This is a genomic window from Pseudomonas sp. SJZ103, assembly GCF_007828335.1.
GTDB lineage: Bacteria > Pseudomonadota > Gammaproteobacteria > Pseudomonadales > Pseudomonadaceae > Aquipseudomonas.
Window position 1 is genome coordinate 370,111 of sequence record NZ_VIUN01000004.1, and the last position, 15,823, is coordinate 385,933.

Annotated in this window: 11 protein-coding genes and 1 pseudogene; 5 read left to right on the top strand and 7 right to left on the bottom strand. The window is 62.2% G+C overall.

The annotated features are described in order from the left end of the window. Nucleotides 1-8 precede the first annotated feature (8 nt). Nucleotides 9-4,829 carry an NEL-type E3 ubiquitin ligase domain-containing protein gene (locus tag FBY10_RS12750; protein ID WP_145336473.1) on the bottom strand — a complete coding sequence of 1,607 codons (4,821 nt, stop codon included), beginning with the start codon at nucleotides 4,827-4,829 and terminating at the stop codon, nucleotides 9-11. Between the two features lie 309 nt (nucleotides 4,830-5,138). Between FBY10_RS12750 and FBY10_RS12755 the strand changes: the two genes are divergently transcribed. The 4 genes from FBY10_RS12755 (at nucleotide 5,139) to FBY10_RS12770 (ending at nucleotide 10,340) form a co-directional block, all read left to right on the top strand. Beyond that, nucleotides 5,139-6,911 (top strand): N-acetylglutaminylglutamine amidotransferase, encoded by a 1,773-nt coding sequence (locus FBY10_RS12755; protein WP_131700391.1) that lies wholly within the window; start codon nucleotides 5,139-5,141, stop codon nucleotides 6,909-6,911. A 3-nt stretch (nucleotides 6,912-6,914) separates the two neighbouring features. Next, complete coding sequence (ngg, locus tag FBY10_RS12760; RefSeq protein WP_131700390.1) at nucleotides 6,915-8,663, top strand: N-acetylglutaminylglutamine synthetase; 1,749 nt, start codon at nucleotides 6,915-6,917, stop codon at nucleotides 8,661-8,663. 205 nt (nucleotides 8,664-8,868) lie between these two features. Next, nucleotides 8,869-10,053 (top strand): osmoprotectant NAGGN system M42 family peptidase, encoded by a 1,185-nt coding sequence (locus FBY10_RS12765; protein WP_131700389.1) that lies wholly within the window; start codon nucleotides 8,869-8,871, stop codon nucleotides 10,051-10,053. 59 nt (nucleotides 10,054-10,112) lie between these two features. Then, nucleotides 10,113-10,340, top strand: a complete 228-nt coding sequence (locus tag FBY10_RS12770; protein WP_003236706.1) for a YheU family protein — start codon at nucleotides 10,113-10,115, stop codon at nucleotides 10,338-10,340. A gap of 3 nt (nucleotides 10,341-10,343) precedes the next feature. Here the strand turns inward: FBY10_RS12770 and csrA are convergent. Beyond that, nucleotides 10,344-10,538: pseudogene (csrA, locus tag FBY10_RS12775) on the bottom strand (carbon storage regulator CsrA); the annotation flags it as partial. A gap of 127 nt (nucleotides 10,539-10,665) precedes the next feature. Next, complete coding sequence (locus FBY10_RS12780; RefSeq protein ID WP_090406965.1) at nucleotides 10,666-11,481, bottom strand: SDR family oxidoreductase; 816 nt, start codon at nucleotides 11,479-11,481, stop codon at nucleotides 10,666-10,668. A 329-nt stretch (nucleotides 11,482-11,810) separates the two neighbouring features. On the opposite strand from FBY10_RS12780, the gene FBY10_RS12785 reads away from it, so the two are divergent. After that, nucleotides 11,811-11,963 (top strand): DUF3309 family protein, encoded by a 153-nt coding sequence (locus tag FBY10_RS12785; protein ID WP_015885095.1) that lies wholly within the window; start codon nucleotides 11,811-11,813, stop codon nucleotides 11,961-11,963. A 53-nt stretch (nucleotides 11,964-12,016) separates the two neighbouring features. Here FBY10_RS12785 and FBY10_RS12790 read toward each other — a convergent pair whose 3' ends face one another. From FBY10_RS12790 to FBY10_RS12805, 4 genes are all read right to left on the bottom strand, one after another. Then, entirely contained in the window at nucleotides 12,017-14,104 is a 2,088-nt protein-coding gene (locus FBY10_RS12790; RefSeq protein ID WP_131700386.1) for an LTA synthase family protein, read from the bottom strand. Nucleotides 14,105-14,421: 317 nt separating this feature from the next. After that, nucleotides 14,422-14,613 (bottom strand): PLDc N-terminal domain-containing protein, encoded by a 192-nt coding sequence (locus tag FBY10_RS12795; protein WP_003172956.1) that lies wholly within the window; start codon nucleotides 14,611-14,613, stop codon nucleotides 14,422-14,424. 67 nt (nucleotides 14,614-14,680) lie between these two features. Next, nucleotides 14,681-15,211 carry a hypothetical protein gene (locus tag FBY10_RS12800; RefSeq protein ID WP_145336475.1) on the bottom strand — a complete coding sequence of 177 codons (531 nt, stop codon included), beginning with the start codon at nucleotides 15,209-15,211 and terminating at the stop codon, nucleotides 14,681-14,683. A 41-nt stretch (nucleotides 15,212-15,252) separates the two neighbouring features. After that, entirely contained in the window at nucleotides 15,253-15,768 is a 516-nt protein-coding gene (locus FBY10_RS12805) for an ankyrin repeat domain-containing protein (RefSeq protein WP_131700384.1), read from the bottom strand. Nucleotides 15,769-15,823: the final 55 nt, after the last annotated feature.

Here is a 15,823-nt window from a genome sequence, read left to right on the forward strand (position 1 = left end):
GCGGCGCTTCAACCCATCGGCGGCAGTTCGCAGGTGCCCTGCGCATCGAACCTCAACGCTTCCTGGGTCAGGCGTTTGAGCTCGACGAGCTCGGCACTTTGCCGCGCGCGCTGGATCACGCCCATCTGGGTGTGATAGTCAGCGTCACCCAAGGTTTCCCTCTGCGCCCAAACGGCTTCCATGCGCTCGCCAAAGGGCTGGGTCAAGGTGTCGAACGAACCGCCATGGGCGCGCCTCAGGTAACTGCTCCAGAATGGCAGCTTCACCAGATAGTTCACCAGTTGCGGGGAAAGCTCGGCCGCCTTCACCTGCGCTTCGGCAACTTCCAGCATGTGCTCGGTCACCCCAGCCAGGCTGGCGAAGCGCATATGCCGGGGCTGCCCGGGCAAATGAAAGCGCTCCACCAGCCCGGTGCGATAAGCCAGGCTGACCTCCAGCGGATCGAGCATCGGATGCTCGACGCTGTGCCGGCTGGCCATGGATTCCAGGCGGTCGAGACGAAACAGCCCCCTGGCCAACCTGAGTAGCGGCTTGGCCGTGACCCTGCCGCCCTCCACCCGCTGCGAGGCCTCGTGGATTTCAACCAGCACCTCCAGGTCACTGAAGCTCACGGCAGCGGCGTCATCACAGTTCAATGGCGTGGCCGCCCGCTCGAAGACCTCGGTACGCAGTCGGGTATCGGCGGCGGCCGCCTCCAGCACACGCCAGACGCGGCGGTTCATGTCCTCGCGCACGTGGGTGGTGTCGGCGGTACCGCCCAGGCCGGCCAGCAATGTGAACAGGCCATCGGAGCCGGGCTCATCCTTGAGCCCCAGCCAGGTCTCGGCCTTTTCGGCGAAGTGTGTCGCGCGCTCATCGCCCAGCCACAGCTGACGCGCGGTCTGCTCGTTGAGTCGCGTAATGTCATCCTCCACGAAGCCCATGCCCACGCCGATGGTGTCCCGATAACGGTTCAAGGCCTGACGAGTGCTGGCGTCCAAAGGGTTATGCCGCAAGTTGAGGACTTCGGTTTGCTCGCGCGGCGCATTGAACAACCATGCCGGCAAACTGGCGATGTCATTGTCGCGCAGGTCGAGTTGCTCCAGGTACGGAACGCGGGTAAAGCCAGTGGGCAGGCTGGTCAGCCGGCAGTTGCGCAACACCAGGTTGCGCAACTCGAACATCTTGTTGGCGATGGGCGGGTCTACCAGGGGATTGTTGCTCAGGTCGAGCACGGCCAGCCCTTTGAGGTCTGCGAGTTTGGTGCGGGTGTACTCGGTCAGTTGCAGTTGGTTATCGGCCATGTACAGTTGCCTGAGCAACGGCATGTGCTGGAGCACTTCCGGCAGCCGCGTCAGCCGATTACCGTTCAACTCCAGGCTGCGCAGTCCCTTGAAGTGCTTGAGGAAATACGCAACGTCATCGTTGAGTCCCATGCGTTTCAATGACAATTGCCGGACATGCTCGAACTGCACGTGCGCCGGCAAGGTCGGCAACGCCCCGATGGTCATGCCGTCCAGGGACAGGCTCGGCACTTTCTGATGGAGTTCATCCGGCGCCAGCGACACATATTGCCAGCAGCGCTCGATGGCCCGTGCGGCTTGGTGGCGAGCCATGCGGTGGTCTCGCAGCGCGATGTCAGAGTATGGCGGCGCCGGTTTGTCCCTGGCCCACAGCCTCAGCGTCCGCTGCAGTGCGTCATATTGCTGTTCAAGGGCGCGTACGGCCCTGGCCCGGGACAGGTGGTCGCTACCCAAGTCCTGCAGGAAGGTCGACAGGCGCCGGTCATCGAATAACGGGAAGAGTTTGCGTGCCTTGCGTACCAGGCCTGCAGGCTGTGGAGGCTGCGCAGGCGGCGCACCTTGTACACACGACAAGGCGGGGTCCTCGGGCACTGCGCGCTCCGGCCACAAATAGCGACCGATGCGATTGCGTTCGTCCTGCGTCTTGCCAATCAGTGCATGCCGCAACTGGCTGGCCCTGCCGCTCGCGGTCAGGCGCAGCGCATCGAGTTGGGCGGCAGACAAACTGTTGAGCAACGCCTCATAGAAACCTTCCGGCCCGCCGGCCAGCGCGCCCAACGCCACACCTTGCCCATCGTGGGCGCGAAAGCCCTTGGCCGACTGCACCACGATGCGGCTCATACCAGCATCTGGGTTGCCCACTTGGCCCAGGACTGTGCCCTGCACGCTGTCGCGGCGTACCTGCAAAAACAGATCCTCGGGCCAGCCCGGAACCCGGTGCAGCAACCCGGTGGCCACGCGCCGTGTCGCATCGGTGGCCAGCTCCGGCAAGTACAGGCCGGCCAGGGCGTCGTCTTCCTCCAGCGCTTCCAGGGCTTCCCGGGCCCATTGGCCGACCCGCAGCGGCACACGCCCGGTATGGCGCAAGTGCCAGCGCTCCGCCGTGGAGGCCTGGGTCAGGACCTCCCAGGCCACCCGGATCGGCAATTGCGGCAAGCGCTGCTTGAGCTGGCCGTGATCGGTCTGATCGAAGAAGTCGGCATCCATGCGCAGCCGCTCATAGACCGCCTGATGCGTGTCCTTGAGTGAAGCAGTGAGACGCCCCGTCAGTGCGGCTTGCGCCTCGTCGGCGTGGAAGGTGCCGCCGAGCAATTGCGCGGTTTCTTCGGAGTCGAGCGCGGCCAGCAAGGTGGGCAGGATCTGCCCGTTCCTGAGTTGTTGCGTGGTGAGGTGGATGCTCAAGTCCTCGTAGTCGAACGGCGCGGTGTCTGGATGGCGCTCAAGCAGGTAGCCCTCGTCGTCGAGCAGTTCGAAAAAACGCCCGCGGGGCCACCCGTCCATCAGTGGCAGGGCCAGCATCTGCACACGGGTGGTGGCCGCATCGAGCGGGGCTTGATGCTCCATTTGCCAGATCAGGTCGCGAACCCCCTGGTTCTGATTGAACCGCAGCGCACAATCGCGCAGCCGCTCCGGCAACGGCAGGTTCTGCATCGCCAGTTGCTGCAAGCGCGGCAAGGTCGAGCCGGTGATGGCGGCGATATCCTGCAGATGCCCGGCCGGGAGGGTGGTGAGACTGGGGTCCAACCGCCCCAGGATATAGTCAGGGCTGTGCCATTCATCCGGTCGCTCGAACGAGAACTGCCAGCCGCCCTGGTAGTTGTGGGTCAAGGGCGGTCGATAGGCCGAATCCCGCTGCGAATGCCGGGCCCGCCAGCGCCCGGTGCGGGAGTCAAAGACAATCGAATACAGCGCGCCGTCGACATTCACGTAGGACTGGCCATTGAGTTGGTAGACCCCACGGGGACTGGCCACAGCGCCTTCAAGCGAGACGGTATGACGATACGGCTCGGTACGACTGCGCCATAAGCGCGCGGACTTGTCGGGCAGCCGCACGGCTTTCATGCTGTCGTAGAATCCAGCGGCCGGAGGCGTGGTTCGCCACAGCCGGCCCACCACTTTCGTGCCCGCCGCGAACAACGCCATGGCGGCAAGGTTTTCCGCGATGTTCGTCAGGTGCCTGAGGGCGCCAAGCTTGTCATGGTGCAGCCAGTCATCCACCCCCTCGAACACCTCGCCAAGCAACTGCCCAACAGCCACGCCGGTCATCAGTTGGCCCACCACCGGCACCACGAACCCTGCGACGTTGAGCACCGTCAAGCCGACATCCAGGTAATCCTGGATACGCTTGCGACGCGCGTCGTCATCGGCTTGGGCATTGGGAACCGCCAATACCCGCGCATCCAGCTGGGTCTTGCCGACGCAGGCATTGAAAAAGAACGTCGACAGCTTGCCCGTTACCGGGAGCGGCGCCACCCGCACGACGATTGCCTCTTGGTCAAAACGCTCGAAAAAACCGAAACGCTCGGACTCGTCCAGGTAACCCTTGAAGAAGTCACGATAGGTACTGACGTGAAGCTTGAGGGTGAGGTAGAGCTTGAAATGCTCCAGTGATTCATAGCGGTACCACGGCCGCACGGGCTCGTTGGGCATATACACCACGATCGGGCCGCTGGAGAACCCTTCGGCCGATGCACTGGAAAACACCAATACACCCCACAGGCAGGCACCGTCGATGTTCAGGCCTTGCCAGGCCAGCGGCTGGTGGTTGAACCACAGTTGCCGGATGTCCCTGGCGGGCATATCCGCCTTGACCAGGCCCAGCAGCAACGCACGGGTCGGCGCATCGATATCGCCCTTGGCATGGGCCAGATGCAGGTCGATCTGCATGTCCACGCAACGGGATTGGCCGACCTGCGCCACCGAAGGGTTGAAGTCCTGGTCGGGCGCCACCAGGTTGAACACCTCGCGCACATGGGTCTGATAGGCCTCTCCCAGGTTCAGTTCGCGGCAGTAGCCGATAAAGGTCTGGGCGGTGAGGGTTTGCGCAATTCGGCGCCTGGGCCCGATGCGCACCACGGCAGTGGTCGGCGAGCCGCCAGGCTCGGCAGTCGCCTGGGAGAAATTCTGCATGGCCGCTTGCAGCAGGCTGTGCTTCTCCAAGTGGACGGTCTCGACCACCTGGCCGCCCAGGTCCCGGCTGACACCACTGAACGAGCGCCGGGGGATTTCCAGGGTGTCGTTTTCGATGTCCAGGCCCCCATGCCCCTTGCCGTCCAGAAATGCCTTGAGCCGTTCGGCACAGAATTTATCCAGCGGTTGCAGACGGTTCAGCAACCGGTGCAGGGTTTCACGCGGGCGCTCGCTGTCGGCATACGCCTGCTCGATGGCCTGCAGTACATGGGAATCGGCCTTGACCAACCAGGCCGGCAGCGTGTCATGCAAGACCTGCGCTTTATCCAGGTCGCCGGTGATATCCAGCAGCGCTGCCATCAATTGGTCCTGGGCCACGGGCTTAAGCGCCTGGGTCAAATCAGCTGTTTGCTTCATTCGCAATGCTCCTTTATCGCGTTGAACAATGACGCCAGACGATAAGCGCTGCGCTGCCGCAAAAGGGTTCAAATAGCTACAGATCAGTCCTCCTGACCGTCGATTTTTTGCATCTCACCTCGACTTAATTACCGCCCCTTTCACCCACGTCGCACAGGCCGCAGAGGGGTGCCGAATGGGGGGCGGCGGTTTGCCATATAACTTATTGATCTAAAACTCCGCGTATAGCCTCGGGTCAGTCCCTAGGTACCCGCCATTTTGGCGCGGGTCTTTCTATCCCTCCCCAACGGAAAAACCGGTAAGGAACCTATGTGCGGATTAGCTGGCGAGTTACGTTTCGATCTTCAACCTGCGGACCTCGCAGCCGTGGAGCGAATCACCCATCATTTGGCCCCACGCGGCCCTGACGCGTGGGGCTTCCATGCCCAAGGGCCGATTGCCCTGGGCCATCGACGCCTGAAAATCATGGACCTGTCGGACGGCTCCGCCCAACCGATGGTCGACGCCCAACTGGGCCTGTCCCTGGCATTCAACGGCGCGATCTACAACTTCCCGGAATTGCGCCAGGAGCTTGAAGCCCTGGGTTACGCCTTCTATTCCGGCGGCGACACCGAAGTGCTGCTCAAGGGTTACCACGCCTGGGGGGAAGCGCTGCTGCCCAAACTCAACGGCATGTTTGCCTTTGCCATCTGGGAGCGCGATGCCCAGCGCCTGTTCATCGCCCGTGACCGTCTCGGCGTGAAGCCGTTGTACCTGTCGCGCACCGGCCAGCGCCTGCGTTTTGCTTCGGCCCTGCCGGCGCTGCTCAAGGGCGGTGACATCAACCCGATCCTCGACCCGGTGGCGCTGAATCATTACCTCAACTTCCATGCTGTGGTGCCAGCACCGCGCACCCTGCTGGCGGGTATTGAAAAACTGCCGCCGGCCACTTGGATGCGCATCGATGCCGAAGGCAACACCGAGCAGAAAACCTGGTGGACCCTGCCCTACGGCCCCCATGAGGACGAGCGCAATCTCACCCTCGAAGACTGGACCGACCGCGTGCTCGACAGCACCCGCGAAGCCGTGGCGATCCGTCAACGGGCTGCCGTGGATGTCGGTGTGCTGCTCTCCGGCGGCGTCGACTCGAGCATGCTCGTCGGCCTGCTGCGTGAAGTCGGCGTGCAGGACCTGTCGACCTTCTCCATCGGTTTTGAAGACGCCGGTGGCGAGCGTGGCGACGAGTTCCAGTATTCGGACCTGATCGCCAAGCACTACGGCACCCGTCACCACCAACTGCGCATTGCCGAAAGCGAGATCATCGAACAACTGCCGGCGGCGTTCCGCGCCATGAGCGAGCCGATGGTCAGCCATGACTGCATCGCCTTCTACCTGCTGTCGCGGGAAGTGGCCAAGCATTGCAAGGTGGTGCAGAGCGGCCAGGGCGCCGACGAGCTGTTCGCCGGTTACCACTGGTACCCGCAGGTCGACGGCGCCAGCGATCCGTATGCGGCCTACCGAGAAGCGTTCTTCGACCGCAGCTACGACGACTACGCCGCCACCGTCGCGCCCAAATGGCTGACCGCCAACGACGCGGCCGGTGACTTCGTGCGCGAGCATTTTGCGATGCCCGGCGCGGACGCCGCCGTGGACAAGGCCCTGCGCCTGGACAGCACGGTGATGTTGGTGGATGACCCGGTCAAACGTGTCGACAACATGACCATGGCCTGGGGCCTGGAAGCCCGCACACCGTTCCTCGACTACCGCCTGGTGGAATTGTCAGCCCGCGTGCCCGGCAAATTCAAATTGCCCGACGGTGGCAAGCAAGTGTTGAAAGAAGCCGCACGCCGGGTCATCCCAAGCGAAGTCATCGACCGTAAGAAAGGCTACTTCCCGGTGCCGGGCCTCAAGCATTTACAGGGCGACACCCTGAACTGGGTGCGCGAACTGCTGCTGGATCCGAGCCAGGATCGCGGCCTGTTCAACCCGGCCATGCTCGACCGCCTGCTCACCGACCCGCAGGGCCAATTGACCCCGCTGCGCGGCTCGAAGCTGTGGCAACTGGCAGCGCTGAACCTGTGGCTCAGCGAACAAGGAATCTGATTGATGAAACCCCATGCAGCGGCTTACAGCCAACGCTTGTTGAAAGGCCAGGCGCCGACCTACGAGCGCCTGCAAGCGCGCCTGGCCGAAGATGGCAGCCCGCTGGCCGCCGAGCCGATCGCGGTGCATTGCGGTTGGGGCCGGCTGTTGATCGGCCACACCTTCCCCGACCCGGCCAGCCTGGCCCAGGAACTGCTCAACGAGCAGCCCGGCGAGCGCGACATCGCGCTGTACGTGGCCGCGCCCCAGCAGATCCTCGGGATCGATCCGCAGCAGTTGTTCCTCGACCCGTCCGACACCCTGCGCCTGTGGTTCAGCGACTATCGCCCGTCGACCCGGGTATTTCGCGGCTTCCGCATTCGCCGGGTGCAGACCGAGGCCGATTGGCGGGCGGTCAACCAGTTGTATCAGGGCCGCGGCATGTTGCCGGTCGATGCCGAGCGCCTCACGCCGCGCCATGAAGGTGGCCCGGTGTATTGGCTCGCAGAAGACGAAGACAGTGGCGCGGTGATCGGCAGCGTGATGGGCCTCAATCACCAGAAAGCCTTCCACGACCCGGAAAACGGGTGCAGCCTGTGGTGCCTGGCGGTCGACCCGCAGTGCACACGCCCCGGTGTGGGCGAAGTGTTGGTGCGCCATCTGGTGGAGCACTTCATGAGCCGTGGCTTGAGTTATCTGGACCTGTCGGTGCTGCACGATAACCGACAGGCCAAGAACCTCTACGCCAAGCTCGGCTTCCGTGCGCTGACCACCTTTGCGATCAAGCGCAAGAACGGTATCAACCAGCCGCTGTTCCTCGGTCCCGGCCCGCAGGCGGGGTTCAACCCGTATGCGCGGATCATTGTCGAAGAAGCGCATCGACGCGGCATTGATGTGCAGGTGGACGACGCCGATGCCGGCCTGTTTACCCTCAGCCATGGTGGGCGCCGCGTGCGTTGTCGGGAGTCGCTGAGCGACCTGACCAGCGCCATCAGCATGACCCTGTGCCAGGACAAGAGCCTCACCCACAAGGTGTTGAAAGCGGCGGGTTTGAAACTGCCTGCGCAACAACTGGCAGGCAGCGCCGATGACAACCTGGAGTTCCTCGACGAACACCAGCGCATCGTGGTCAAGCCGCTGGATGGCGAGCAAGGCCAGGGCGTGGCGGTGGATCTGCAGAGCATTGAAGAGGTGCAGCAGGCAATCGAAGCCGCGCGCCAGTTCGACAGCCGCGTGTTGCTGGAAAGTTTCCACGAAGGCCTGGACCTGCGCATTTTGGTGATTGGCTTTGAGGTAGTCGCCGCCGCGATTCGCCGCCCCGCCGAAGTGACCGGTGACGGCCAGCATTCCATTGGTGCGCTGATCGAAGCCCAGAGCCGACGCCGTCAGGCGGCCACTGACGGCGAAAGCAAAATCCCCGTAGATGCCGAAACCGAACGCACCCTGCACGCCGCCGGCTACGACTACAGCAGCATCCTGCCCCGTGGCAAAACGCTCGCCGTGCGCCGTACCGCCAACCTGCACACCGGCGGTTGCCTGGAAGACGTCACGGCGATCCTCCACCCCACGCTGGTAGACGCCGCCGTGCGCGCCGCCCGCGCCCTGGACATCCCCATGGTCGGCCTGGACCTGATGGTGCCCGCTGCCGATCAGCCCGAGTACGTGTTTATCGAAGCCAACGAACGGGCCGGCCTGGCCAATCATGACCCGCAGCCGACGGCGGAGAAGTTTGTGGACCTGTTATTCCCCCATAGCCAGCCGACGGCTCAATAACCCTGTGGCGAGCGGGCTTGCCCCGCGTTGGGCTGCGAAGCAGCCCCAAAGGCTGCCAATGAGGGTTGACTGAAAGAGCGCGGCGCCCGGATTGAGGGCTGCTTCGCAGCCCAACACGGGGCAAGCCCGCTCGCCACAACAAGCCCCACTGGTCACAACAAGCCCCACTGGCCACAGAATTTCCCTTATTCCATCAGGAGTCTTTATGAGCCGAACCATTCCCGAACCGGATCTCAACTACCTGCAAAAAGTGCTGCTGGAAATGCTCGCCATTCCCAGCCCCACCGGGTTCACCGACACCATCGTGCGCTACGTCGCCGAGCGCCTGGAAGAGCTGGGCATCCCGTTTGAAATGACCCGGCGCGGGACCATTCGCGCCACCCTCAAGGGCCAGAAAAACAGCCCCGACCGCGCCGTGTCCGCGCACCTCGACACCATCGGCGCCGCCGTGCGCGCGATCAAGGACAATGGCCGCCTGACCCTTGCGCCGGTGGGCTGCTGGTCGAGCCGCTTTGCCGAAGGCAGTCGCGTCAGCCTGTTCACCGACAACGGCGTGATCCGTGGCAGCGTGTTGCCATTGATGGCCTCCGGGCACGCGTTCAACACCGCCGTGGATGAAATGCCGGTGAGCTGGGACCACGTGGAATTGCGCCTGGACGCCTATTGCGCCACCCGCGCCGATTGCGATTCCCTGGGGATCGGCATCGGCGACTACGTGGCGTTCGACCCGTTGCCCGAGTTCACCGAGAGCGGGCATATCAGTGCACGCCACCTGGACGATAAAGCCGGCGTCGCCGCGCTGTTGGCTGCGCTCAAGGCCATCGTCGACAGCGGCGAACCCTTGCTGATCGACTGCCACCCGCTGTTCACCATCACCGAAGAAACCGGCAGCGGCGCTGCGGCGGCCCTGCCTTGGGATGTGAGTGAGTTTGTCGGCATCGATATCGCCCCCGTCGCCCCCGGCCAGCACTCCAGCGAGCACTCGGTCAGCGTGGCCATGCAGGATTCCGGCGGGCCGTATGACTATCACCTCTCCCGCCACTTGCTGCGCCTGGCCTCGGATAACGACTTGCCCGTGCGCCGCGACCTGTTCCGCTATTATTTCAGCGATGCCCACTCGGCGGTGACTGCAGGTCATGACATCCGCACCGCCTTACTGGCGTTCGGTTGCGATGCGACCCACGGTTATGAGCGCACCCATATCGACAGCCTGGCCGCCCTGAGCCGTCTGCTGGGCGCGTATATCCTCAGCCCGCCGGTGTTTGCCAGTGACGCACAACCGGCCCAGGGCTCACTGGATCGCTTCAGTCATCAGATCGAGCACGAAACGCAGATGGAGAGCGACACGCGTGTACCGTCGGTGGACAGCCTGGTCGGTCAGAAGTCCTGACGCTGGCAACTGCGGTCCCGGCGCAGTAGCATCGCCGGGATCCATCACCTGAGGCTTGTATGCTGATTCCCTACGACGCACTTGAAGTCGACACCCTGACCCGCCTTATCGAAGACTTCGTGACCCGCGACGGCACCGACAATGGCGACGACACTCCCCTGGAAACCCGCGTACTGCGCGTACGCCAGGCGCTGACCAAGGGCCAGGCGCTGATCGTGTTCGACCCGGACAGCGAGCAGTGCCAGTTGATGCTCAAGCACGATGTGCCCAAGCATCTGTTCGACTGACTCAGGGGGGGTGGCGGGCTGGGGTTGCGGGGTTTGATGTTCACGGATCTTTTGGTAGACCTCGGCGCGGTGCACATGCACCCCGACGGGTGCGGCAATACCGAATTTCACGTGGTTACCGTTCAACTCAAGAATATGCACGGTGATGTCATCGCCGATGGCGATGATTTCGCCCACGGCGCGGCTTAAGACCAGCATGGCGGTTGTCCTTATCCAATAACAGGACCCCGACCATGCGCGCCGGGTCTGGCCGCAGCAATGCCTCGCGGCAAAATCAGGCAATACCTACTTAAGCAGGTAAATTGCCTGACAGACTACCGCCTGATTAACCCTTAACAGCCTGAGCCTTGGCCCTCATCTTGTCGGCCATGGTGGTCATTTCGTCATAGAGCAACTGCGGGTTCTTCTGCTTCAATGCCCACGCCATCCGCCCTTGCTCATGGGGCAGGATCATGAATTCGCCCTGCGCTACACGCTGGTAGATGTAGTCGGCAATGTCCGCCGCCGAGATCGGCGAACTCTCCAACAGCTTGCCTACCTGTGCCTTCATCGCGGGTGTGGGCCCACGAAACGAATCCAACAGGTTGGTCTGGAAGAACGACGGGCACACCACGTGCACGCCGACTTCCTGCTGCTTGAGCTCCACCAGCAAACTCTCCGACAGCGCCACCACACCCGCCTTGGCCACGTTGTAGTTGCTCATGGCCGGCCCCTGCATCAGGGCTGCCATCGAGGCGATGTTGATGATGCGGCCCTTGCTCTTTTCCAGCAGTGGCAGGAACGCCTTGCAGCCCTTGACCACGCCCATCAGGTTGATTGCGATCTGCCAGTCCCAGTCCTCCAGGGACAGCTCGGCAAAGAAACCACCCGAGGCCACACCGGCGTTGTTGACGATCACATCAATGCCGCCCAACTTCACTTCGCAGGCCTGGGCAAACGCGGTGAGCTGGCTGTAGTCGCGCACGTCGCAGCGCTGGATAAACCCATCACCACCGGCTTCGCGCACTAATTTCAGGGTTTCCTGCAGGCCTGGCTCGCTGACATCCGACAAGGCCAACTGCCAACCCTCACGGGCCCAGCGCAGAGCGATTTCACGACCCAGGCCGGACCCGGCGCCAGTGATCATCATGCGATTTTGCATAGGAAGTAGCCTTGTGGTTCACAGAAGAAGTGATCGGCAGTGTAGCGAAGGTTTTTCCTGCACCCACGCACCATCAGATTGATGAATGCCCCAGGCAAACTGCGGGCCGGGTCGGATGCCTGCCCTCAGCCTAAGTTCAATGTTTTTCAACTAATAAGCGGTGAATGCGCGTGAATTAAAAGAAATAAGCGACTGATCGAAATGCTTTAAAAAAACATGGAATTTTCTACGAAGCGCCAGAGTCGGAGTTGTTAAGGCGTCTGTAATTAACTCTGCAGGCCTATCGTTAAACAACCGGTCTTTGCAGAAAGACAACAAGGAAAAAAACCATGAGCCTCATTCTGATCATTATCTTGATCCTCCTGCTGGTCGGTGGCCTGCCGGTATTCCCGCACTCGCGTAACTGGGGTTATGGCCCGTCGGGTATCCTCGGTGTCGTGCTGGTTGTCCTGCTGGTGTTGTTGTTACTCGGCCGGATATAAAATCCGGATAAAAAAAAGAGGCCTGTTAAGGCCTCTTTTTTATTGCCGGTTAGTTAGTCCGGCTTGCCGTTAACCACGCCGGCAGTGTTATCCAGCAGGCTCTTGGTCGCCGTTTGCAGGAACGACTCAAGTTTCTGCTTCAAGGCAGCCTCGTCCGGCGACTCGGCAATCACTTTCCCGGTCGGGTTTGCGCCCAGTTCGTATTCCCACAGCTTCGGTGGCATTTCCTTGGGCAGTACCAGAATGCGGTTTGCGGTGACCAAGGCCACGGTCTGGTCGCTGCCCGATGGCTTGATCACGCCAAAGCCCTTGTCGCCTTCCGGCAGGTTCAGCAGGTCGCGGCCCCAGCATTGGTGCAGAGTGTCGCCACCCAGGCGGCCCATGATGGTCGGCACGATGTCGATCTGGGTGCCCACGGTGTGGTCACGCTCGCCGAACTTCTCCTGTATGCCCGGTGCAATCATCAGCATCGGTACGTTGAAGCGGCCCAGGTCCATCTCGGTGATCTGCTGTTCGTTGCCGAAGCCGTGGTCGCCCACGATCACGAACAGGGTTTCCTTGAAGTACGGCTCCTTGCGGGCCTTTTCAAAGAACTGGCCCAGGGCCCAGTCGGAGTAACGCATGGCCGTCAAATGCTCGTTGAGGCTGCCACGGTCAGTGACTTTCTCCACCGGCAATGGCGTTGGCAACGCGTACGGCGTGTGGTTGGACAGGGTTTGCAGGAGTGCGTAGAACGGCTTGCCGCCTTCACGGGCCTTCAACTCTTCCAGGCCACGGTTGAACATGTCCTGGTCGGACACGCCCCACGTCGGGTCGGAGAACACCGGGTCGACGAAGTCGTTGCGGCCGATGAAGTTGGTCATGCCCTGGTTGCTGAAGAAGCCCGACTGGTTGTCCCAGGCAAAGTCGCCGTTGTAGACATACACGTCGTTGAAATCACGGGCGCTGAGCAACTGCGGCAGGCCTGACAGCTTGTGGCTGCCTTCCGGGGTCTGCATCAGGTATTCAAAGCCCGGCAGGTTCGGGAAGCAGGCCATGGTGGCGAACATACCCTGGTGGGTGTGGGTGCCGTTGGAGAAGAAACGATCGAACAGCAGGCCTTCTTTGGACAGTTTGTCGAAGGATGGCGTGATGTTGCCCGGACGACCCAGGGCGCCTACCGAGTGACCGGCGAAGCTTTCCATCAGGATCACGACCACGTTCTTGATCGGCAGGGTCTTCTCGGCCGGTGGCGTGTAGTCACGGCGCACGGCGGCGATGTCGGTATCGACCAGTTTCTCTTGCGGCAGCACCAGCATGTCACGCACGGTCTGGGTCGCCAGCGGTTGGTCGAGGGTCGCCTTCCAGATATTGGAGCGGTCTTCACCGAACCGGGCCTTGGCCGCCGCGATCAGCGACAAGGTGCCATTAAGGCCCAACTGGTTGGCGAAGTTCGAATCGGTGGTGTAGACATCACCCCAACGCAGCGGCGGGCCCTGGCGCAGGGTGCCACGGGCGGCAACCACGGCAATCAGCAGGCACACCACGAACACCGCGATGCGGCTGTACCACGGCGCCACTTGCCGCGTACCAATGCTGCCGCCACTGAACGGGCCACGTGGGCGCGTGGCGCGATCAGCGCCCTTGAACGCCATGCTCAGGATCAACGTGCCCACGGCCCAGGCCAGCAGGTAGCGCACCACCGGGAAACCGTACCAGAGCATGCTCATCACGGTTTTCGGGTCTTCCTTCACGTACTGGAAGACCAGGCCGTTGAGGCGCTGGTGGAACTCGCGATAGAAGTCCATCTCCATCAAGCCCAGGAACAGGGCGATGCTGGACGCAATGGTCAGCCAGAAGCGGAAAAACCCACGCGCGGCCATGGCCCGTACGCTGAACAGGGCCAGCAGCAGCGGGATCAGCAGGTAGACCACCAGGCGGATGTCAAAACGCAGGCCGTTGGCGAACGCTTCAAGGAAAGTCGAGGCCGGCGTGTCGAGGATCATCTCGCGGTTGTAGACCAGCAGCGCCAGGCGCAGCAGGGAGAGCATCACCATCATGACCAGTGCGCAGAGCAGCGTGTACGCCAGATGGGATTTGACGGTCGGTTGCAGCAGGCGATTAGAAGCTCGCTGCTGACTCAGGGCGTCCGGGTTTGCCATGTCGTTTCAGGACCCATTGGAAGTTTAAGTGACGAAGTTTTACGGTGGCGCGAATGGTGCCCGATCAATGGCATCAAGGCTATTAATTACTGAGCGAGCACTGCTACGCCGCCTTTAAAAGCACCTGAGGCAGGGCCTTGGCAGGGAGATACAGCCGGCGGATTGTCTTGGATAAGATGTGAAAATTTTGTGCAGCGAATATATCGATACACAAATCTCTGGAGGGCGCTGAAGACCAATGTGGGAGGGGAGGGGCGGTGCGACGATTCGACTGCTCCCTCCCACACTTACTGCTCACTCTCCAAGTGAGTGAGAGGTCAGATCCGCACGTTACCGCGCGGCCCTGCAATGGCCCAGATGATCAGGCCCAGTACCGGCAAGAGCAGGATCAACAGGATCCACAAGACCTTGGCGCCGGTACTCGCGCCGCTTTTGAACACGTTGATGATCGCCCAGATATCCAGCGCCAGGATGATCAGCCCGATCAAGCCATTAAAAGTGGAACCCATGGTGTCGCTCCTAAGTGAGGGCATGCCCTTGTAGGATAGCCAGCCCTGGTCGGGGTTCCGTTTTATTTCAGACGTGCACGGCGACTTTCAGCGCTTCCAGGGACGGCTCGGCCTTGATGCCGACTTCGGCGCACAACGCCAGCACGCGCTGCAGGTCATTGCCGAACACCAGGACGGCCTGGATCTCGTCATCCAGTGGCTGGCTGAAATTGAGCAGCACATAACCGCCGTCTTCCGAGCTCAGGGCACTCATCTGGATCTGGATACGGTTCAACGCGGTGAGGTCTTCAGTCTTGGCCAGTTGCTTGGGCTTGAGGTTGAACGCCACACCCGGGCCGAACGATGCGACGATCTGCGCAAACAGGTCGCCATAGGTATCGGCCTGGAACAGCACGGTGTCCGGCAGGCTGCCGACCACCACCCACTCCCCCAGCGGGATCGGAAAGCTGTCGTCGTAGTTGATATCCGGGTTGGCCGCCAGGAAAGCCGCCGGGTCGGCGTAGGCTTGGGCGGCCTCTTCGGCGATGCGTGCCACCTCGTCCTCGCCCATGACCCCGGCGCTGATTTTGCTGATAAGTTCGACGAGGGTGGTTTTCATGGGGTGATCCTGTAGCGGGCTGGTTTTTGAGGGCGCACAGCCTACACCAGTTTCTCCAGCTGCGCCGCCGTGTCCTTCGCCCCCATGGTCTGCGCCGCCGCCAGCGCAGTCGCGCCTTGGGCATCGGTGGCCTTGGGGTTGGCGCCCTGGCTGAGCAGGTAGTCGACCATCTCGACGCGGTTGAACATGGCGGCCATCATCAGCGCGGTACGACCGTCGGACGAGGCGGCCTCGATCGGCGTGCCCCCTTCAATCAGCGCCTTGACCACCGGCAAATTACCCTTGAATGCCGCGCCGGCGATGGGCAGCTGGTTCTTGTCATTGGCGATCAGCGGGTCGGCCTTGAATTCCAGCAGCACTTTTACCGCTTCGGCATGGCCGTGGTAGGCCGAGAGCATCAACAAGGTGTCGCCGTTGTGGTTGCGAAAGTTGGCCGGCAAGCCTTTGGCCAGCAGCGCGGCGAGCATAGCGGCGTCGCCTTTGCGGGCCACGTCGAAGACCTGCTCGGCAAATTCGGCGGCTTCGTCTTCGGTCATCTGTTTGGCTTGGTCTGACATGTGGGGGGCTCCTTGTCTGGTGCTTTATAGGCCGCCAGTGTCGCGAGGGAGTTCC

Bases quoted from the DNA above. Each gene is read 5' to 3' on its own strand.
- FBY10_RS12750 (WP_145336473.1), bottom strand. From the start codon at position 4,829: ATGAAGCAAACAGCTGATTTGACCCAGGCGCTTAAGCCCGTGGCCCAG.
- FBY10_RS12755 (WP_131700391.1), top strand. From the start codon at position 5,139: ATGTGCGGATTAGCTGGCGAGTTACGTTTCGATCTTCAACCTGCGGAC.
- ngg (WP_131700390.1), top strand. From the start codon at position 6,915: ATGAAACCCCATGCAGCGGCTTACAGCCAACGCTTGTTGAAAGGCCAG.
- FBY10_RS12765 (WP_131700389.1), top strand. From the start codon at position 8,869: ATGAGCCGAACCATTCCCGAACCGGATCTCAACTACCTGCAAAAAGTG.
- FBY10_RS12770 (WP_003236706.1), top strand. From the start codon at position 10,113: ATGCTGATTCCCTACGACGCACTTGAAGTCGACACCCTGACCCGCCTT.
- FBY10_RS12780 (WP_090406965.1), bottom strand. From the start codon at position 11,481: ATGCAAAATCGCATGATGATCACTGGCGCCGGGTCCGGCCTGGGTCGT.
- FBY10_RS12785 (WP_015885095.1), top strand. From the start codon at position 11,811: ATGAGCCTCATTCTGATCATTATCTTGATCCTCCTGCTGGTCGGTGGC.
- FBY10_RS12790 (WP_131700386.1), bottom strand. From the start codon at position 14,104: ATGGCAAACCCGGACGCCCTGAGTCAGCAGCGAGCTTCTAATCGCCTG.
- FBY10_RS12795 (WP_003172956.1), bottom strand. From the start codon at position 14,613: ATGGGTTCCACTTTTAATGGCTTGATCGGGCTGATCATCCTGGCGCTG.
- FBY10_RS12800 (WP_145336475.1), bottom strand. From the start codon at position 15,211: ATGAAAACCACCCTCGTCGAACTTATCAGCAAAATCAGCGCCGGGGTC.
- FBY10_RS12805 (WP_131700384.1), bottom strand. From the start codon at position 15,768: ATGTCAGACCAAGCCAAACAGATGACCGAAGACGAAGCCGCCGAATTT.